This window comes from Pseudomonas sp. MF06569 (genome assembly GCF_059862735.1).
On the sequence record NZ_JCBCUZ010000003.1, the window covers coordinates 294,028 to 314,001 of the forward strand.

The window sequence follows — 19,974 nt, forward strand, 5'->3', positions numbered from 1 at the left end:
GGGGATTACGATTTCGGGGCTTGCTGGTAAAGCGGCATCACCTTCGGAATCGCCCCTTGCAGCGCTGCAATCCGGCTGCTGGAGGCCGGGTGAGTGCTCATGAACTCAGGCGGTGCATCCTGTGATTGCTGAGCCATTTTCTGCCACAGGGTGATCGCTGCATTCGGGTTGTAACCCGCACGTGCTGCCAGCTCCAGGCCGATCAGGTCTGCTTCGTTTTCATTGCTGCGACTGTTTGGCAGGGTCAGGCTGTAGTTCACCACCGTGTCGGCCAGCCCCAGGCTGTCTTGCCCCAACCCCAGCAATGCGCCAGCACCTTGCTTGGCTATCTCGATGCCATAAGCCTTGGACATGGATTCACGCCCGTGCTCACGCAAGGCGTGGGCAATTTCATGGCCCATGATCGCGGCGATTTCATCATCACTGAGTTTGAGCTGATCGATGATCCCGCTGTAAAAGATGATCTTGCCGCCAGGGCCACAGTTGGCATTGAGCTCGTCACTCTTGATCAGATTGACTTCCCAGTTCCATTGCGCGGAATCCGGGCGAAAGGCCGGGGCCTGGGCAATCAGTCGGTTGGCGATTGCCTGCAAACGCTTGGCGTTGGCGCTGGTCTTGTCCAGGGCGCCCTTGGTGCTCGCCTCGCTGACTGTCTGCTGATAAGACTGCGCGTACATCTGGTCAACCTGCTGGCTCGACAGCATGCTGAACATGTACTGCTTGCGCTCGACACCGACCGCACCACCATTGGTGGTATTCACCGCCTGGCAACCGCCGAGCAATAACCCGGCCCCCATCGCGCACACTACCGCTAACTTACCCATCGAAGATCTCCATAAAGAGGGTGCGCATCGTATCTCAACCCGGCGTCAGGCACTCGGGCGCATTGAGCTTTGGATCATTGACCAGATTGGCCAATGGTCGTTCGCGCAGCGGCGTCTGCGGGCTGGCCAGCAGCGCCTGCAGCACATGAAGAGGAGTTTCAGGGTCAAGCCAGGCCTGCTGGCCCGCCTCATCGAGAATCAATGGACGGCGCTGGCTGGCCGCGGCCTGGGTAATCACCGCCGTACTCAGCCACACATGCCCCTCAACCGGGTAAGCCTCCCAGATACCGGCAAAAAACAGCGAAGCACCCTCTCCCGGAGTCAGCCAGTAAGGACGTTTGCGGGTGGTGCCGCGCCATTCGTAAAAACCGTTGGCCGGGATCAGGCAGCGCCGCTGGCGCAAGGCATCGCGAAACATCGGCTGCTCGGCCACGGTTTCAGCCCGGGCATGGGCAGGAGTGCGCGACAGGTCGGTCAGCCAGGCCGGGGTCAGGCCCCAGCGGGCCCGTGCCAGTTCGCGCTGGCCAGGCTCCGCACCTGCACGCAGGATCAATACCGAATCATTGGGTGAAATATTCCACTGGGCCTGCTGATCCTCCGGAAAACCGGGCAAGGCTGCAAACGCAGGGTTCCAACGAAACAGGGCAAAACGTCCACACATGGGGCAGCACAACTCTTCATCTATAGATCAGTGAAATAACGTCGCCAGCTTCAGCAGTCCAGCACATCGGGGAAACTCTCGGGCTCATCGCCCGCCACCGGTGACGCGGCATTGTACGCATCGATCAACTCCCGCGCGTATTGCGCGCGATCATTGGCAACCGCCAAACCGAGCAGGCCGAACACGGGCAGCTCGCCGGTGGCACCGATCAGGTCGCGTCCCTCAAGCCGCGCCTCCACCCCTTCACTGGCAAGCATGCCCAGCAACAGCTCGGCTTCCATCAGGTTTTCGGGCTCGTAGATGCGCTGCATGATCGTCACTCGCTACTCATTCTCGGTGTGCACATCAAGCATCCACTCATGGCCATCGGTCTGAAGATGGAAAAGAATCGGCCGACAGCACACCGGGCAATCTTCAATGTAGCTCTGATCGCCACCGGAAAGGTCGAGCACAGCTTCTGCCTGCTCGCCACAATAGGGGCATTCATAGTGCTCAGTTTCAAGCATCGCGGTCTCCTGAGTGACTTGTGCGTATAATCGCCTGTCTATTAGCAGGGCTATTTTTGTGCCCTGCCCTGCGTACCAACCCTAGCCGTTTCCAACAAGAGAGCATGATGGGCGAATTCGATACCATCCGACCTTACGACGACGCCGAAGTCCCAGCAGTGCTGGCCCGGCTGCTCAGCGACAAGGCGTTTCTAGATATCCTGACCCACTTTCGCTTCCCGCGCCTGGCAGGCGCTTTCGGCTGGCTGTTAAAACCACTTATAGCTCATCGCCTGCGCAAAGAGTTCGCCAGCGTGACTTCGGTCGCCACTTTGCAGGACAAGGTCGAGGTTTACGTCGACCGCACCATCGAACATGCCACTGACGGCGTGACCTATACCGGCGTCGAGCAGTTGAAGGCTGGCAGCGCCTATCTGTTTTTGGCCAACCACCGCGATATCGTGATGGACCCGGCGTTCGTCAACTACGCGGTTTATCACGCGGGCCTGCCAACGCCGCGGATCGCCATTGGTGACAACCTGCTGCAAAAGCCTTTTGTCAGCGATTTGATGCGCCTGAACAAGAGCTTCATCGTTCACCGCTCGATCACCGGACGCCGTGAAAAGCTGGCGGCTTATCAGCTGTTGTCGGCCTACATCAACCACTCGATCCGCAACGACTGCCAGTCGATCTGGATCGCCCAGGCTGAAGGCCGGGCCAAGGACGGTGATGACCGTACCGACTCGGCGATCCTGAAGATGTTCCACATGAGCCGTAAAAACGAGCCGTTTGCCGAGGTCATTCAGTCACTGAATCTGACCCCGGTATCGATCAGCTACGAATACGACCCCTGTGATCAGGCCAAGGCTCGCGAGCTGTATATCCGCGCCACCACGGGCACTTACAGCAAGGCCCCGGGCGAAGACGACACCAGTATCGCCAACGGCATTACGGGCTACAAAGGACGCGTACACGTGAACTTTGCCGCCCCCATTACCGAGTTGTTCGAGGACAGCAAACTGCTGGCCGCAGAAATGGATCGCCATATCCTCAGCGGTTACCGCCTGTTCCCGGCGCACTACCTGGCGTATGCGCAGTGGGCTGATGCCGAGCCCGAGTTGCAAGTGCCGACGGCTGCCGAGGTCTTCGGTGCCGAAGAGCTGGCCAAGGCCCAGCAGGAGTGGCAGCGCCGCCTGGAGGCCTGCCCGGCCGAGCATCGCCCGTTCCTGGTGCTGCAATATGCGATGCCGGTGCGCAATCAGTATCGGATCAAGGCGGGGCTGGCGTTGTAAAAATCTCTGTAGTCGCTGACGAGGGACGAGGCTGCGATAAGGCCCGCAGGGCCTTCAGATTGCCAGGACTGCTGCGCAACCCATCGCAGCCTCGTCCCTCGTCAGCGACTACAAAGGGCCGTTAAATTCTGCTGTCACCGTATCGTCATGAAGAGAGGCCACTCTGTGGCCCCTCGACACCGACACGGAGCTTGTCATGCTGCACGCAGAAAACCAGGACCGCCTTTACCTGATCGCCCCCAGCGACGAACAGCAGGCACTGATCGAGGGCTTGGCCTTTAACGTTCAGGATCACCACTGGCTGGTCTATTGCGCCCTGAGCGGCCATACCCATGCCGATTTGCCTGAGCTGGACCTGCTCACCGGCGTCAGCCGCCTTGAGCTGTATGCCGAAGCCGCCTGAAGTCTTCAAACACAAAAAAGCCCGAACTCACCGAGTTCGGGCTTTTTGGTTTACAGCGCTTACTCGCCGAGCAAACGACCGATGGTCGGGTCCTTGAACACACGGGTCAGTGCGTCACTGAGCACATCGCTCACCAGCTTGGTGTTGGTTTCCTGATTCGGCGCCATGCCGAAGCGCTGATCAAGGGACGCGCCATAACGACCGCTGTAAGAACGGCCACCGTTCTTCACGTCAGAGCGGAAGGTCGCGCCAATGGTCGCTTCGGTCACGTACATGGTGTCCTTGGGCGACTGATACTTCAGTTCGGCCAGGGTCACGGTCAATGTCGGGGCATTCATTGCGTTGGATGTCGGCGTGTAGCCCAGCAAACGCACGGCGGCTTCAGCCTGGGCTTGCAGCTTGGGAATCACGTCGGCACTGCTGACGCTGATCGCGCTGGTCTCAGGGTACATGCCACCACGGGTGCCCAGGGTTGGCGAAGGACGACCGTCCACTACACGTACCACTACCGGCTGGCCACGACCCACTGGCGCAAGCTGGGTGGTCAGTTTGGGTTGCGGGCTGAGTTGTTGCGGGCTGTGGGCGCAGCCGACCAGAGTCAAACTGGTCACAGTAATCAAACCGAACAACAGGCGTTGCAACATGCTCATCTCTCCAGGACTGGGTAACACAGGCCGTCAGTATAGGGTGCTGTGCGCCTGCTAACTAGCCGCTTGCTGTCACCACCCTGTCATCGCCATTACATCGTGATGTCACGTCAACAGGGCATTGTCTGAATGACTGACTCAACAGGAGCTGCCATGAACATGTTCTTATCGTTGCTCGGCCTCAATCGCCCTCACCGCTGCTTCGCCCGCCTCGACCCGACGGGTCGCTGCCAGGCTTTCAAGCAATGCAAACAACCGCCGGTCGGCGACAGCTGGGTCGAAATCGAAGAAATCCGCCTCAACTGGTTGCACCAGGTACTACCCGCGACCGCCCGTATTGCCTCGCCCGCACCACGTTCGGCAGTGCAACCCCTGCTGGGACTTTGACCAACGCACCAATAAAAGTCATTTAACAGGATCAATTGCCCGCGTTTCTTCGCTACAATCTCCCCCCGATTATAAGGACGTCTCCTGATCGGGCCTCGCAGCATCGCTAATGCGCTTGTATTAGCTCCCCCGCACCGCCCACAGAGAGCCGCCCACACAGATCATGTGAAGCTGGCGCGCTTGAATTTTTTTGCGTAATCCCCACTTTTTACATGGTCTGCCAGAGCTGCCATAACGCTCGGTCACCGGGTTCGGTGCCAGGCTTGCGGCAGCCCTTTTTTGAGGTTCACGTCTTCAAGAGAGCGTGAAAAAAAACGGGTTTCACAACTTCACAAGAGTGTGGCGAGCAAATGAAAAGTTTTGCGTCTGAACATGCACCATTAGCGTCTGATATTGCCCCACCAAGCAGGACCGAAGTCGGCTCCACAGCACAAGACTGAAGCCTGTCCGCTTACGGATTTGGTTGCACAAACGGACGCTCTAGACCTTAAGTCGAATTGCCTCCCGAGTACTGAAATGCGTTCATATGAACCTCGAAGGCCCGGTCGGAGCGTGCGCTCAAGTTGCAAGAAATTGCGAAGAATCGGACATGGCGATCCTGGCCATGAGTGACCCGGGGCCAATCAGAACCACGCCCCCGGAACACCTGGCAGCTATGCCGTCAATTTGGTGCCGTAGATTTTGGAGACGCGTTAATGGCGCATAACGAAGCAGTCGACGTAGTACTGGTTGGAGCGGGCATCATGAGTGCCACCCTCGCCGTACTGCTCAAAGAGCTCGACCCCGGCCTCAAGCTGGAAGTTGTTGAGCAGATGGACTCAGGTGCTGCGGAAAGTTCCAACCCGTGGAACAACGCAGGCACCGGTCACGCTGGCCTTTGTGAGCTGAACTACACGCCGCAAGCGGCTGATGGTTCGATCGACATCAAAAAAGCTGTGCATATCAATGCCCAGTTCGAAGTGTCGAAGCAGTTCTGGGCCTATCTGGCACAGAAAGGGACTTTCGGTTCGTGCAAATCCTTCATCAGCCCGGTGCCTCACCTGAGCTACGTTGAAGGCGAAAAAGGCGTGTCCTTCCTGAAAAAACGCTTTGAAGTGCTGAGCAAGCACCATGCGTTTGCAGACATGGAATACACCGAAGACAAAGCCAAAATGACCGAGTGGATGCCCCTGATGATGCCGGGCCGCCCTGCGGACCAGCACATCTCGGCCACCCGTGTACTGCACGGCACTGACGTGAACTTCGGCGCCCTGACCAAGCAACTGCTCAAGCATTTGGCCAGCGCGGCAGACACCCAGATCAAGTACAGCAAGAAGGTCACTGGCCTCAAGCGCAATGGCAGCGGCTGGACGGTGAGCATCAAGGACACCAACAGCGGCAACACCCGCCACGTTGATGCCAAGTTCGTGTTCCTGGGCGCTGGTGGCGCGGCCTTGCCGCTGCTGCAAGCTTCGGGCATTGAAGAAAGCAAAGGCTATGGCGGCTTCCCGGTCAGTGGCCAGTGGCTGCGTTGCGACAACCCGGAAGTGGTCAAACTGCACCAGGCCAAGGTTTACAGCCAGGCCGCAGTGGGTTCGCCGCCGATGTCGGTACCCCATCTGGACACCCGTGTGGTGGATGGCAAGAAGTCGCTGCTGTTCGGACCTTATGCCGGTTTCACCACCAAGTTCCTCAAGCACGGTTCGTTCCTTGACCTGCCGATGTCGATCCGTCTGGGCAATATCGGGCCAATGCTGGCCGTTGCTCGCGACAACATGGACCTGACCAAGTACCTGGTCAGCGAAGTGCGCCAATCGATGGAGCAACGCCTGGACTCCCTGCGTCGTTTCTATCCACAGGCCAAAGCCGAAGACTGGCGTCTTGAGATTGCCGGGCAACGGGTTCAGATCATCAAGAAAGACCCGAAAAAAGGCGGCGTGTTGCAGTTCGGTACCGAACTGGTTGCGGCCAAGGACGGCTCGCTGGCCGCTCTGCTGGGTGCCTCACCGGGCGCTTCGGTAACCGTTTCGATCATGCTGGACCTGATCGAGCGTTGCTTCGCGCAAAAAGCCACTGGCGAGTGGGCGACCAAGCTCAAGGAAATCTTCCCGGCACGGGAAAACGTCCTTGAAACCGACGCCGAGCTGTACCGCGAAATCAGCACCCGCAACTCCGAGTTGCTGGAACTGGTTGAGCCACAGAGCGCCAACACCAGCATCGCGTAACGCAACACCGGCGTAGTGATACGTCAAAAAAAGCCCCTCGTCCTGTTTCAGGCCGAGGGGCTTTTTTGTTGTTCTGTGTGGGAGCGGGCTTGCTCGCTCCCACAGAGTTGATCAGCCGCGGGCCTGGTTGATCAGTTCAATGTATTCGTCGGCGTTGCGCTGATCCTTGATGATGTCCACGAACGTCTGGCCGTGCTCGTCTTTGCCATCCAGGTCAAAACCGGCTTCCTTGAAGAATGTCAGGAAACGCCCAAAGTCATCGATACGCAGGCCACGATAGGCTTTGATCAGTTTGTGCAGCGAAGGCGAAGTAGCATCCACAGGCTCAAAATCCAGGAACAACTTGATCTGCTCGTCGCCGATCTCATCACCAATCAACTGCTTCTTGTCTTTACGCATGTCCGGCTCCAGCCTGCTGATACTTCACGGGCCCGCAGTTTACCCAAGGCTCAACGTGCGCGCACGCTACCGGTGTGCAAGTCGGCCCAAATGTGGCCATTGGCATAGGTCAGAAACTGTACATAGAGCGTGTCGTTGCGCAGCAAATCAATCACGACGCGGTATTGGGACAGCGGATAAGAAAGGCTCAGGGTTCGCGTTTTACTGTCAAACGCGGGCTTTTTCAGGCTTTTGCTTTCGCCATCAAATGAAATCAGCACCTGACGCACCGTCGCGCCCTGGCTCATGGGCTTGCCTTTGAGGCGCACCAATAAAGGCGATGTCACCGGGATCGGCTGCTGATTGGATTGACGCTGGCTCCCCACCACCACCGAATAGGAGGTGACCAGCATCAATTGCTGTTGCTCCGGTACTTCGCTGCGTAACTGCAAGTCATCGGCAGGCAGAAACTGCCCGTGCAACAGCGGTGTTGCAACCGGTGCCGCCGCCAGAGGCAGGCTGGCCAGCAGCAGGCTCAACGCTGCGCTGCGAAATAGAAGGCTCATGTCAGGTTCCAGAAAGCGGGAAGCCGCACTCTAGCATGATGCCCGCCCGCCTCACTTACTGCGCCATCAACTGCCCCTCGACAATACGCACATGACGCGGATGAAACCGCGCAAGACTGCTGCGATGGCCCACGCTGAGAATGCTCAAGCCCGGCAACTGGTCAATCAGGGCCTGGTACAACATGGCCTCATCTTCCTCGTCCATTGCCGAGGTCGATTCATCCATATAAAGCCACTGTGGTCGAAACAGCAGCACACGGGCAAAGGCCAGCCGTTGTTGTTCACCACCCGACAACACACGTTGCCAGTGATCGACCTCATCAAGCCTGGGAATCAGTTGCTCCAGACGGCAGGTACGCAGGACCTGTTCATAACGTTCGGGGGCGTAGGCATCGCCGGTCTGTGGATAACTCAATGCGTCACGCAAAGTGCCGATGGGCAAGTACGGTTTTTGCGGCAAAAAAAGCGACCGTTCGCGGGGCAAACGAATGGCCCCGCCCCCTTGCGGCCAAAGCTCGCCCATGGCGCGCAGCAACGTACTTTTGCCGCTGCCGGAACGACCGCTGAGCATCAGTCGCTCGCCCGGTTGCACCTGCAAATTGGCGTTGTGCAGCAGCGGGCGACCATCGGCCAGTTCCAGGCTCAGGTCATTGATCTTCAAGTCCTCGCCCACGTGTTGCACATCGATCGCTGGCAGACGCTGTTCGTTTTCGGTCATGGCCTGGCGAAAGCTCAGCAGACGATCACAGGTGGCGCGCCACGACGCCAGGGTGACGTAGGCATCGATAAACCAGCTGAAGTTCTCTTGTACATTGCTGAATGCCGAGTTGATTTGCATCAGCCCACCCAACTCGATCTTGCCCGCAAAGTAACGCGGGGCCGCGACGACAAACGGAAAGATGATGGCGATTTGCGAGTAGCCCGCCGTGAAGAACGTCAGGCGTTTTTGCACCTTCATTTGCGTCCAGAAATTCTTCCAGACCTTATTGAAGCGCGCGCTCAACCGCTCATGCTCATTGGGCTCGCCGTTGTACAGCGCAATGCTCTCGGCATTTTCGCGCACCCGCACCATCGAAAAGCGCAGGTCTGCTTCGAAGCGCTGCTGCTGGTTGCTCAAGCCAATCAGGCGTCGGCCAATCAAGTGGGCCAGCCAACTGCCGACCGCGGCGTACAACAGCGCACACCAGAACATGTAGCCGGGAATGGTGATGCCAAAGACTTCGATGCTGCCCGATACGCCCCACAGGATGATCGAGAACGACACCAGGCTGACCAGGTTTCGAATCAAGCCCAGGCCCAGGGTCAGGGTATTGTCGGTGAACGAATTGAGGTCTTCACTGATGCGCTGGTCAGGGTTGTCGGTGTAACCGCCCTGCTCCAGCTGGTAATAGTTTTTATGGGCCAGCCAGCGCGCGAAATGCTGCTCGGTCAGCCAGCGTCGCCAGCGAATGGTCAGCATCTGGGTCAGGTAAAGCCGGTACACCGCGCCCACAATGCCTGCCGCCGCAATGATCCCGAAGTAGCCGATCAGGCTCCAGAATGCCGTGGCGTCCTTGTTTTCCAGGGCGTTGTAGAAGTCCTTGTACCAATGGTTGATCCACACGGAGATGCCCACGCTCACCAGCGACAAGGCAATCACTGCGATCAACAGCAACCACGCCCGGAGGCGTTCTTCACTGCGCCAGTAGGGCGTTATGAGCCCCCAGACCCGAGGTATGAAATCCCCACGCACAGCATCATTCACTACAGAAGGCTCAGCGTTCTGATTCATGGTTCAGGCTCGTTGGGAGTAAAGAGCAACCTGTAAGCCGGTCAGGACGACCGGCCCACGACGCAAGGACGCGTCTTGATACAGGTTAGAAGCTGTTAGCGCTTACGTGCAAGGCGCACTGCAAACGCTACAGCTCCCGTTCAGCGTCGCACCGGACGCTTCTGCAATTTACGCTGCAAGGTACGGCGATGCATGCCCAAGGCACGGGCTGTGGCCGAGATATTGCCTTCATGCTCACCCAGCACGCGCTGGATGTGTTCCCACTGCAGGCGGTCAACCGACATCGGGTTGTCCGGCACCAGCGTTTCGAGGTCGGCATGCTGGGACAGCAAGGCGGCGAGCACGTCATCGGCATCGGCAGGTTTGCACAGGTAGTTGCAGGCGCCGCGCTTGATCGCCTCGACGGCGGTGGCGATGCTGGAATAACCGGTGAGGATCACCACCCGCATCTCCGGGTCGAGTTCCAGCAGCTTGGGCAGCAGGACCAGGCCCGAATCGCCGTCCATTTTCAGATCCAGCGCCGCATAATCGGGCAGATCCTGTTGAGCCAGGATCAGCCCTTCTTCGGCAGAACCCGCCGTGCTGACGCGAAAACCGCGACGGCTCATGGCGCGAGCCATGACACGGGTAAAGGTGGCGTCGTCATCTACCAACAACAAATGCGGCAGTTCTTCGCCTTCGACCTGAATTTCTTCACTCATTTTCATTTCCTCGGGCGACACGTGGCAGGCGCAGCTCAGTGAGCGTTCCGCCATCCTCATGACTGTAGAGTTTTACCGAGCCGCCAGCGCGGGTCACGCTGGCTTTACTCAAGAATAGGCCCAGACCGAAGCCTTTGCCCTTGGTGGTAAAAAAGGGTTTGCCGATTTGCTCGGCGATGGCCAACGGTACACCCGGACCGTGGTCACGAATACTGATCGTCAGGTCCACTGCATCCCAGTCGACAGTCACTTCCAGCCCTTCAGGGCAGGCATCGGCTGCATTGTTGAGCAGATTGAGCAGCGCCTGAGTCAAATCCGGAGCCGGCGCCAGGCGCGGAACCGGTGCATGGCCCAGACACTGGAAGCGGTAAGTGGCTTCAGGGCGCATCAAGTGCCAGCGGTTCAAGGCCTCATCCAGCCACTGGGTGACATCCTGGACCTCAATCGCCAGGCGACGATTGGCCTCGGCGGCACGCACCAATTGCTGCAGGGTTTCCTTGCACAGCTTGACCTGATCCTGAAGCACGCTCAGATCATCCTGCAACTCAGGGTCCTGGTGATCGCGGCGCATCTCTTTAAGCAGCACACTCATGGTCGACAACGGCGTACCCAGCTCATGAGCCGCCCCGGCAGCCTGGGTTGCCACCGCCAGCAACTGCTGGTCACGCAGGCCTTCCTCACGACGCAAGGCGCGCAGTTCTTCCTGACGGCGCAGCTCTTCGCCCATCTTGGCCGCGAAGAAGGTAATCACTGCCGCAGACAGCGCAAAACTCAGCCACATCCCGTAAATCTGCAGTTTTTCGCGGAAAAACGGCACGGTGTCTATGGGGTAGAACTGCATCAACAACAGCGTGTAGAGCGCCAGCGCAATGCCGGTCAATACCAGCGAATAGCGCCAGGGCAGCGTGACCGCAGCGATGGTCAGCGGTACCAGATAGTACGAAACAAAAGGGTTGGCCGAGCCACCGGAGAAGTACAGTAAGGCGCTGTGGATAAACAGGTCGCAGGCCAGTTGCAGCGCGTACTCAAGCTCTGTCACCGGCCAGGTTGTGCGCAACCGGATCGCGGTAAAAGCACACAACAGCATGGAAAATCCAAGGGTGATGCTCAACTGAAACCAGGGCAGCGGCAGCAAATTGAACAGATAGGCAAAGCCCACTGAACCCGCTTGCGCGGCCAGCACCAACATGCGGATAAACGTAAGACGCCACAGGTTCTGGCGAGTGGCGGACAGTAACTGAACGGGGGCGAGCATGAGCTCTCCTGATGAGCGCTCCAGGCGGATCGCCGAGAGTATAACCAAGCGGGCAGCCCCACAGGCAAAAGTGCGGCAAAGAGCCACAGTGTTTTTTGTGAAAAAGCGGCTAATGGCCTGCATCTGGGCAAACTGTGTGGGAGCGGGCTTGCTCGCGATGACTTGGACGCGGTCTGGCTGACCGACACTGGTGCCTGCTTCGCGAGCAAGCCCGCTCCCACAGTGGACAAAGAAGTAGCCGCCAAATGTATCGAAAATGTAATCGGGCGAACTGATGGCCACTGATTAGAGTCATATAGCCATTATTGTCCTCATTCAAGGAGCTTCCATGTCCAACTTTCAACGCACCGCGGCCCTTTTGACCCTGAGCATCGGTGCACTTGCCAGCCTGCCAGCCCTGGCCGACGACATTCATTACAACCAGATTTCCCTGCGTGCCGAGGCCAGCCAGGAAGTAGCCCGCGACTTGATGATCGTGACGCTCTACACCGAGGCGCAAAATACCGATGCCGCCAAGCTGGCCGCAGAAATCACCACCTCGATGAACAAGGCCATCGGCCAGGCCAAGTCCGTCAAGGAAGTCACCCTGCGCCAGGGCAACCGCAACAGCTACCCGATTTACGACAACAAAACCCAGAAGATCACCGGCTGGCGCGAGCGCGCCGAATTGCGACTGGAAAGCACCGATTTCGCCGCACTGTCCAAACTCACCGGGGACCTGATGCAAACCCTGAAAATGGGCAGCATGCAATTCACCGTCGCCAGTGCCACCCGCAAAACCAGCGAAGACGCGCTGCTCAAGGATGCCGTCAACGCATTCAAGGCCCGCGCTCAACTGGCCACCGACGCACTGGGCGGTAAGGGCTACAAAATCGTTAACCTGAACCTCAACACCAATGGCTACCCGCAGCCTTACATGCGCAGCGAAATGATGATGAAAGCCGCCGCGCCGGCAATGGACTCTGCACCGACGCCGGAAATCGAGGCCGGCACCAGCGAAGTCAGCATGAGCGCCGATGGCGTGATTGAAGTTCAGATGCAGTAAGCCTTTACGTCCTACAAACCCCTGAAGCCTTGAAGCTTCAGGGGTTTTTTTTGCCCTCAGGAAAATACCTACAGACCGTCCTAGTATTAAAAAGCAAAAGCCTACAGACGCTGTCAGCACCGACTTACATCTTTCCAACGCGAGAGTCTAGATAAGTAACAACGCCGTACCAAAACAGTGCGTGCAGGTCCTTTAACTTTCCAAAACACGTAAGCAAATGAGTCAAAAATCCCGACGCAAACGATCAAATGCGTCATAACTTATAGATAAGCGACATTCTTGTACGATCGTTCCACATTTTCAGTCTTCAGCCGCTTACACATATTGCAATGGGTATGGGCTGTGCATAAGTATCGCCGGGTCGACTCATAAGGTCGCCCTCAAACCAAAAATGACAAAAATCATGAGGCCACCATGTTCAAACACGCGGTCATTCCGTTCTTAGTAGGCGCGAGCCTGCTGGCAAGCGCACCTTTCGCCCACGCAGCGACCAACCTGGTGTTCTGTTCTGAAGGCAGCCCGGCGGGTTTTGACCCGGGCCAGTACACCACCGGTACTGACTTCGATGCGTCGGCCGAAACCATGTTCAACCGCCTGAGCCAGTTTGAACGTGGCGGCACCAAGGTAGAGCCGGGCCTGGCAACCAGCTGGGATGTCTCGCCCGACAACCTGACGTGGACCTTCCATCTGCGTGATGGCGTCAAGTTCCACACCACGCCGTACTTCAAGCCAACCCGCGACTTCAATGCCGACGACGTGCTCTTCACCTTCAACCGCATGCTCGACATCAACCAGCCGTTCCGTAAGGCCTACCCCACCGAATTCCCTTATTTCACCGACATGGGCATGGATAAAAACATCGCCAAGGTGGAAAAGATCGATGACAAGACCGTCCGTTTCACCCTGAATACGGTCGATGCCGCGTTTATCCAGAACCTGGCCATGAGCTTCGCTTCCATCCAGTCCGCCGAGTACGCCGACAAGCTGCTCAAGGAAGGCAAGCCTGCCGATATCAACCAGAAGCCGATCGGCACCGGACCGTTTGTATTCAAGAGCTACCAGAAAGACTCGAACATCCGTTACACCGGCAACAAGGACTACTGGAAGCCTGAAGACGTCAAGATCGACAACCTGATCTTCGCCATCACCACCGACCCGTCGGTGCGCATCCAGAAGCTCAAGAAGAACGAGTGCCAGGTCACCCTCTTCCCGCGTCCGGCTGACCTCAAGGCCCTTGGCGAAGACCCGAACCTGAAGATGCCCCACCAGGCAGGCTTCAACCTGGGTTACATCGCCTACAACGTGATGGACAAGATCAAGGGCAGCAACGAACCCAACCCGATGGCCCAGCTCAAGGTCCGTCAGGCAATGGACATGTCGGTCAACAAGCAGCAAATCATCGACTCTGTGTATCAGGGCGCAGGCCAGTTGGCCGTTGGCGCCATGCCGCCGACCCAATGGTCCTATGACACCAGCATCAAGGACGCACCGTTCGACCCGGTAAAAGCCAAGGAACTGCTCAAGGAAGCAGGGATCAAGGAAGGCACCGAAGTCACCCTGTGGGCCATGCCGGTTCAACGCCCGTACAACCCCAATGCCAAGCTGATGGCTGAAATGCTCCAGTCGGACTGGAGCAAGATCGGCCTCAAGGCCAAGATCATGAGCTACGAATGGGGCGAGTACATCAAGCGTTCCAAAGGCGGTGAGAACGGCGCGATGCTGATTGGCTGGAGCGGCGACAACGGTGACCCGGACAACTGGCTCGGCACCCTGTTTGGCTGCGACTCACTGGAAGGCAACAACTTCTCCAAGTGGTGTGACCCCGAGTTCGACAAGCTGGTGAAGGCCGCCAAGGCCACCACCGATGTTGCTGAGCGCACAAAACTGTATCAACAGGCGCAGCAACGACTCAAAAGCCAGGTTCCGATGACACCCATCGCACACTCGACGGTGTATCAACCCATGCGCAAGAACGTAGAGGACTTCAAGATCAGCCCGTTTGGCCTGAACTCCTTCTACGGGGTCAGCGTCGGCAAATAAAAGGACCGGTGAATGCGGCTACAAGGCCGCATTCACTTATCTACCAGGACGGTGGAAATCACCTACAGCCTAAAGCCACTTCTGACTACATCAGAGGCTATAGGACGCTAAGACAATTCCTACAAGGTTGTCAGGCCTGACGCATTTACTGCGGGGGTATCGACGTCATAACGTCGACACACCGCCAGTCTATTGCGCCGGGTGAAGCACCGTAGCTGATGAAATCGACGCCCTGAACCGCACGCCTTTATCCAGGGCCGCGCTCAGGACTCAAAAACAAGAAAAAGGATAGGGAACGCCATGGGCAACCCTCTGGTTTTATCTGTATTACTCAGTGCTGGCGTACTTGCCGGCAGCCCGATCGCAAGCGCCGCCAACAGCCTGGTGTTTTGTTCTGAAGGCAGCCCGGCCGGCTTTGATACCGCGCAGTACACCACCGCTACCGATAACGACGCGGCCGAACCCATCTACAACCGCCTCGCCGAATTCGAAAAAGGCGGCACCGCCGCAGGCCCGGCCCTGGCAAAAAGCTGGGATGTGTCTGAAGACGGTCTGACCTGGACGTTCCACCTGCGCGACGATGTGAAGTTCCACACCACCAAGTGGTTCACCCCGACACGCAACTTCAACGCCGATGACGTGCTCTTCACTTTCAACCGCATGCTCAACCCCGACCACCCGTTCCGTAAGGCCTACCCCACCGAATTCCCGTATTTCACCGGGATGAGCCTGGACAAGAACATCGCCAGCGTCGAAAAAACCGACCCGCAGACCGTGGTCATGAAACTCAACTCGGTCGACGCCGCCTTTATTCAAAACCTGGCCATGAGCTTCGCCGCCATCCTGTCGGCCGAGTACGCCGACCAGTTGCTCAAGACCGGCAAGCCCAGCGATATCAACCAGAAACCCGTCGGCACCGGCCCGTACGTGTTCCAGCGCTATCAAAAAGACTCCAACATCCGTTACGCCGCCAACAAGGACTACTGGAACCCAAGCCAGGTCAAGCTCGACAACCTGATCTTCTCGATCAGCGTCGACGCCTCGGCGCGCATGCAAAAGCTGCGTAAAAACGAGTGCCAGGTCTCACTGAACCCGCGTCCTGCCGACGTTGCCGGCCTCAAGGCCGACCCGAAATTGCAGGTCATCGAAAAGCCCGGTTTCAACCTTGGCTACATTGCCTACAACGTCCAGCACAAACCGTTCGATCAGCTAGAGGTGCGTCAGGCACTGGACATGGCCGTCAACAAGGACGAGATCCTCAAGGCCGTGTACCAGGGCGCTGGCCAGAAAGCGGTCAACGCCATGCCGCCAACGCAGTGGTCCTACGATGAGACCATCACCGACGCCCCCTACAATCCCGAAAAAGCCAAAGAACTGCTCAAGGCAGCCGGGGTCAAGGACGGCACTGAAATCACCCTGTGGGCCATGCCCGTACAGCGCCCTTACAACCCGAACGCCAAGCTCATGGCCGAAATGCTCCAGTCGGACTGGGCCAAAATCGGGCTCAAGGTCAAGATCGTCAGCTATGAATGGGGCGAGTACATCAAGCGCACCAAGAACGGCGAGCATGACATCAGCCTGATTGGCTGGACGGGCGACAACGGTGACCCGGACAACTGGCTCGGCACGCTGTACAGCTGCGACGCGATCGGCGGCAACAACTACTCCATGTGGTGCAACAAGGAGTACGACACGCTGGTCAAGAACGCCAAGGTCATCACCGATCGCGACCAGCGTACGGTGCTCTACAAACAGGCCCAGCAGTTGCTCAAGCAACAGGTGCCGATCACTCCCATTGCGCACTCCACGGTCAACCAGCCGCTTAGTGTCAAGGTCGAAGGTTTCCAGGTCAGTCCCTTTGGGCGTAACGCGTTCTCAGGCGTCAGCCTCAAGGACTAACTCCCCCCGACAGCAGTAACGCTGCTCAAAGGTGGGATCGGGATTGCTCGCGATGGTCTTCAGAGCGCCGCATTTACTCAGTAAATACGCGTCATCGTAACGACCATCGCGAGCAAGCCCGCTCCCACAGAGGCAGAAGTCGCTTCAGCGAACAACAGTGCGCTATCAGCAGGCCACTTTTCAGGTGGCCCGCTGAAACTTCGCCTATCGGGTAGCAGGCAAACGTTTGCAACGCTTTAAAACGTTTCACAACAGCCGAGTCAGAACAAATAAAGACCGGCAATAAAAAAGAAACCAAAGAGGAGCCTCAACCATGAAACTTACCAGCAGCGCGTTGTTAGCCTTGTCCATCAGCAGCCTCACCGCGATGGCCAATGCCGATGAATTCATGCCCACCGAATTGAAAGCCACCAGTGCTCAAAGCGAGACCAAGGGCTTTCTCGAAGATCAGACCCTGGGCGGCACCACCCGCAACTGGTACGCCAATGAGCTCAAGCGTCGCGATGATCGCTTCAGCTACAACAACCACGGCACCCGTGAATCCACCCCGCGCCGGATCAACTGGGTACAGGGCACGATCCTCAACTACACCTCGGGCTTCACAGAAGGCACCGTCGGTTTCAGCACCCAAGTGGCCGCTTACAACGCGGTAGCTCTGGACCGCGACGCCAAGGACATTGCCGGGCCAAACAACCGGACCCTGACCCACAGCGATGGCGATGCCGTTGGCCAGTGGAGCAAGCTGGGCCTGGCCAATCTCAGCGCCCGCATCTCCAACACCACGCTGACCGTAGGCCGACAGAACTTCAGCAGCCCGACCATCGATGTGATCGGTAACCGTGCACTGCCCTCAAGCTTTCAAGGGGTGGGTTTGCACAGCGAAGAGTTCAACAACCTGTCCTTCGATGCCGGCTCCTTTGACCGCGTGTCCCCGCGTACCGAAGCCAGTCTGAGCAAGTTTCGCAGCGAATACGGCGCAACCGGGGCGGAGACTGACCGCGCCAGCGTTGCCGGCCTCAACTACCAGCCGCTCAAAAACCTGAAGACCACGCTGTACGCCACCCACGTTGAAGACTTCTGGAACCAGTACTACTTCGGTGCAGTACACGACATGGGCGACAACGCCACCCTGGGCCTGAACACCAACTTCAACTACTACAAGACCCTCGACACCGGCAGCAAGGCCCTGGGCAATATCAACAACGACACCTTCAGCCTGGCCTTCGGCCTGAGCCATCTGGCTCACACCCTGACACTGTCGTATCAGCAAGTCAGCGGCGACGAGTACTTCGACTACCTGCACGAAACCAACGGCATTTACCTGGCCAACTCCCTGCTTTCGGACTTCAACGGCCCGAACGAGAAGTCCCTGCAACTGGCCTACAGCATCAACATGGCGCAGTACGGGATTCCGGGCCTGAAGTTCAACGCCTACCACGCTCGCGGTTGGGACATTGACGGCACCAAGTACACGGGCACCGCCTACGACGTGAAGAACATGGACGGCGAAACCCATTACGAGTACAGCGTTGGCACGTCCTATGCAATCCAGAGTGGCCCACTCAAAGCCACCGCGATTCGTGCCACGTACACCACGCACCGCGCCAGCAAAAACCAGTCTGACGGCAACATCAACGAGTTCCGCGTGGTCACCACCATTCCGTTCAACATTCTGTAAACACACCTTTTACACATCACGACTACGGCTGATTCCATGAATCAGCCGTAGTCGTTACGCAGGTACAACCCATTGGAGATGATTGCCATGAAAAGACTCCCGCTACGCACCGCCATCGCTGTGGCACTGCTGAGTACAGCAGTCAGTGTTTCGGCCAAAAATCTGGTGGTCTGCACCGAAGCCAGCCCTGAAGGGTTCGACATCGTCCAATTCACCACCGCCGTTTCCGCCGATGCGTCGGCTGAAACCATCCTCAACCGCCTGGCCGACTTTGCACCCGGCACCACGGATGTGGAACCTGCCCTGGCCGAACGCTGGGACATCAGCCCGGACGGGCTTGAATACACGTTTCACCTGCGCCCCGGCGTCAAGTTTCACACCACCGACTATTTCAAACCGACCCGAACCCTCAACGCCGACGACGTGGTCTGGAGTTTTCAGCGCCAGCTGGACCCGAACCACCCGTGGCACAAACTCTCGTTGGTCGGTTACCCCTACTTTGAAAGCATGGGCTTCAAGGACCTGCTCAAAAGCGTCGAGAAAATTGACGACCTGACGGTAAAAGTTACCCTCAACCACCCTGAAGCACCGTTCCTGCGCGACGTGGCAATGCCCTTTATGTCCATCTATTCCGCTGAGTACGCCGACCAGTTGCTCAAGTCCGGCAAAACCGCCGACCTGAACACCAAGCCCATCGGCACCGGCCCGTTTATTTTCGTGCGCTACAACAAAGATGCCCAGGTACGCTTCAAGGCCAATCCGGAGTACTTTCGCGGCAAGCCACCGAGTGATGCCCTGATCTTCGCCATCACCACCGACAACAACGTGCGCCTGCAAAAACTCAAGGCCAACGAATGCCAGATCGCGTTGTACCCCAAGCCCGATGACGTGAAAAACATCCGCAAAGACCCTAACCTCAAGGTCGATGAACTGGCAGCCCTGATGACCAGCTACATCGCCATGAACTCCAGCCACAAGTACCTGAACGATGTGCGCGTGCGCAAAGCCATCGACATGGCCTTCGACAAGCAAACCTACCTCAACACTGTGCACGGTGAAGGCAATGCCCTGATTGCGATCAACCCGTACCCGCCCACCATGCTGGGCTACAACACCACTATTCAAAGCCCGCCCCGGGACCTGGACAAGGCTCGCGCACTGCTCAAGGAAGCAGGCGTGCCCGAGGGCACGGTGCTGACCCTGTTCACCCGTAACGGCGGCGGACCGACCAATCCCAACCCGATGCTGGGCGCGCAGTTGTTACAGTCCGACCTGGCAAAGATCGGTCTGAAACTGGATATCCGGGTCATCGAGTGGGGCGAAATGCTCAAGCGCGCCAAAAATGGCGAACATGATCTGGTCTCGACCGGCTGGGGCGGCGACAACGGCGACCCGGACAATTTCCTGACCCCGTTGCTCAGCTGCGAGGCCGCCAAAAACGGCGAGAACTACTCACGCTGGTGCAACGAGGATTTCGAAGCCCTGATCACCAAGGCCCGCAGCATCACTGAACCCTCGCAACGCGCAGAACTCTATCAACAGGCACAGGTGATTTTTAATCAGGATCAACCCTGGATAAACGTAACCCATCCTATGCTGTTTACTGCGATGCGCAAAAATGTCGAGGGCTATACCCTGAGCCCCCTGACCAACAACAACTTCGCCACCACCCAGGTGAAGTAGAACAATAAAAAACCCGCCAGGATCTACCTGAACCCTGGCGGACCTGCCTAACCGG

The 19,974-nt window shown here is 57.8% G+C and carries 19 protein-coding genes; 9 read left to right on the plus strand and 10 right to left on the minus strand.

The annotated features are described in order from the left end of the window. Positions 1–5: 5 nt before the first annotated feature. From AC19YQ_RS05435 to AC19YQ_RS05450, 4 genes are read right to left on the minus strand one after another with little or no spacing between them, the layout of a single operon-like run. Positions 6–824 (minus strand): M48 family metallopeptidase, encoded by an 819-nt coding sequence (locus tag AC19YQ_RS05435; RefSeq protein ID WP_500594725.1) that lies wholly within the window; start codon positions 822–824, stop codon positions 6–8. Between the two features lie 34 nt (positions 825–858). Next, complete coding sequence (locus AC19YQ_RS05440) at positions 859–1,485, minus strand: SOS response-associated peptidase (RefSeq protein ID WP_500594726.1); 627 nt, start codon at positions 1,483–1,485, stop codon at positions 859–861. Between the two features lie 50 nt (positions 1,486–1,535). Further along, on the minus strand, positions 1,536–1,796 hold the full coding sequence (locus AC19YQ_RS05445; RefSeq protein WP_037032031.1) for a putative signal transducing protein: 261 nt from the start codon (positions 1,794–1,796) through the stop codon (positions 1,536–1,538). Between the two features lie 12 nt (positions 1,797–1,808). Next, entirely contained in the window at positions 1,809–1,991 is a 183-nt protein-coding gene (locus tag AC19YQ_RS05450; protein WP_133078893.1) for a CPXCG motif-containing cysteine-rich protein, read from the minus strand. Positions 1,992–2,095: 104 nt separating this feature from the next. Between AC19YQ_RS05450 and AC19YQ_RS05455 the strand changes: the two genes are divergently transcribed. Together AC19YQ_RS05455 and AC19YQ_RS05460 are read left to right on the plus strand one after the other, a co-directional pair. Then, the gene (locus tag AC19YQ_RS05455; protein ID WP_500594727.1) at positions 2,096–3,262 is read left to right on the plus strand and encodes a 1-acyl-sn-glycerol-3-phosphate acyltransferase; all 1,167 of its coding nucleotides are present in this window, start codon (positions 2,096–2,098) and stop codon (positions 3,260–3,262) included. 196 nt (positions 3,263–3,458) lie between these two features. Further along, a complete protein-coding gene (locus tag AC19YQ_RS05460; RefSeq protein ID WP_048359204.1) occupies positions 3,459–3,665 on the plus strand; it encodes a hypothetical protein in 207 nt (68 codons plus the stop codon). A 59-nt stretch (positions 3,666–3,724) separates the two neighbouring features. Here the strand turns inward: AC19YQ_RS05460 and AC19YQ_RS05465 are convergent, their stop codons facing one another. Then, the gene (locus tag AC19YQ_RS05465; RefSeq protein ID WP_133078891.1) at positions 3,725–4,309 is read right to left on the minus strand and encodes a YajG family lipoprotein; all 585 of its coding nucleotides are present in this window, start codon (positions 4,307–4,309) and stop codon (positions 3,725–3,727) included. 156 nt (positions 4,310–4,465) lie between these two features. Between AC19YQ_RS05465 and AC19YQ_RS05470 the strand changes: the two genes are divergently transcribed. Beyond that, a complete protein-coding gene (locus AC19YQ_RS05470) occupies positions 4,466–4,699 on the plus strand; it encodes a hypothetical protein (RefSeq protein ID WP_339473495.1) in 234 nt (77 codons plus the stop codon). Positions 4,700–5,394: 695 nt separating this feature from the next. Further along, positions 5,395–6,903, plus strand: coding sequence for a malate dehydrogenase (quinone) (gene mqo, locus AC19YQ_RS05475; RefSeq protein WP_133078889.1), 1,509 nt, complete (start codon positions 5,395–5,397; stop codon positions 6,901–6,903). A gap of 111 nt (positions 6,904–7,014) precedes the next feature. Here the strand turns inward: mqo and AC19YQ_RS05480 are convergent, their stop codons facing one another. The 5 genes from AC19YQ_RS05480 to AC19YQ_RS05500 all read right to left on the minus strand — a co-directional run bounded on the left by AC19YQ_RS05480 (position 7,015) and on the right by AC19YQ_RS05500 (position 11,574). Further along, complete coding sequence (locus AC19YQ_RS05480; protein WP_133078888.1) at positions 7,015–7,302, minus strand: PA4642 family protein; 288 nt, start codon at positions 7,300–7,302, stop codon at positions 7,015–7,017. 50 nt (positions 7,303–7,352) lie between these two features. Further along, positions 7,353–7,847 carry a hypothetical protein gene (locus AC19YQ_RS05485; protein ID WP_133078887.1) on the minus strand — a complete coding sequence of 165 codons (495 nt, stop codon included), beginning with the start codon at positions 7,845–7,847 and terminating at the stop codon, positions 7,353–7,355. A 55-nt stretch (positions 7,848–7,902) separates the two neighbouring features. After that, complete coding sequence (locus AC19YQ_RS05490; RefSeq protein WP_326425293.1) at positions 7,903–9,618, minus strand: ABC transporter ATP-binding protein/permease; 1,716 nt, start codon at positions 9,616–9,618, stop codon at positions 7,903–7,905. Positions 9,619–9,758: 140 nt separating this feature from the next. Then, positions 9,759–10,319: a response regulator transcription factor gene (locus tag AC19YQ_RS05495; protein WP_019823883.1), complete on the minus strand. Its 561-nt coding sequence runs from the start codon at positions 10,317–10,319 to the stop codon at positions 9,759–9,761. Then, positions 10,312–11,574 (minus strand): ATP-binding protein, encoded by a 1,263-nt coding sequence (locus AC19YQ_RS05500; protein WP_133078885.1) that lies wholly within the window; start codon positions 11,572–11,574, stop codon positions 10,312–10,314. Before AC19YQ_RS05500 ends, AC19YQ_RS05495 begins: the two co-directional genes overlap by 8 nt. A gap of 328 nt (positions 11,575–11,902) precedes the next feature. Between AC19YQ_RS05500 and AC19YQ_RS05505 the strand changes: the two genes are divergently transcribed. From AC19YQ_RS05505 to AC19YQ_RS05525, 5 genes are all read left to right on the plus strand, one after another. Next, positions 11,903–12,619, plus strand: coding sequence for an SIMPL domain-containing protein (locus AC19YQ_RS05505; protein WP_500594728.1), 717 nt, complete (start codon positions 11,903–11,905; stop codon positions 12,617–12,619). 414 nt (positions 12,620–13,033) lie between these two features. Continuing rightward, positions 13,034–14,659 carry an ABC transporter substrate-binding protein gene (locus AC19YQ_RS05510; protein ID WP_339473490.1) on the plus strand — a complete coding sequence of 542 codons (1,626 nt, stop codon included), beginning with the start codon at positions 13,034–13,036 and terminating at the stop codon, positions 14,657–14,659. Positions 14,660–14,959: 300 nt separating this feature from the next. Continuing rightward, positions 14,960–16,558 carry an ABC transporter substrate-binding protein gene (locus AC19YQ_RS05515; protein WP_219260933.1) on the plus strand — a complete coding sequence of 533 codons (1,599 nt, stop codon included), beginning with the start codon at positions 14,960–14,962 and terminating at the stop codon, positions 16,556–16,558. Positions 16,559–16,871: 313 nt separating this feature from the next. Next, positions 16,872–18,236: an OprD family porin gene (locus AC19YQ_RS05520; protein ID WP_339473486.1), complete on the plus strand. Its 1,365-nt coding sequence runs from the start codon at positions 16,872–16,874 to the stop codon at positions 18,234–18,236. Positions 18,237–18,323: 87 nt separating this feature from the next. Then, positions 18,324–19,919 (plus strand): ABC transporter substrate-binding protein, encoded by a 1,596-nt coding sequence (locus tag AC19YQ_RS05525; RefSeq protein ID WP_500594729.1) that lies wholly within the window; start codon positions 18,324–18,326, stop codon positions 19,917–19,919. Positions 19,920–19,974: the final 55 nt, after the last annotated feature.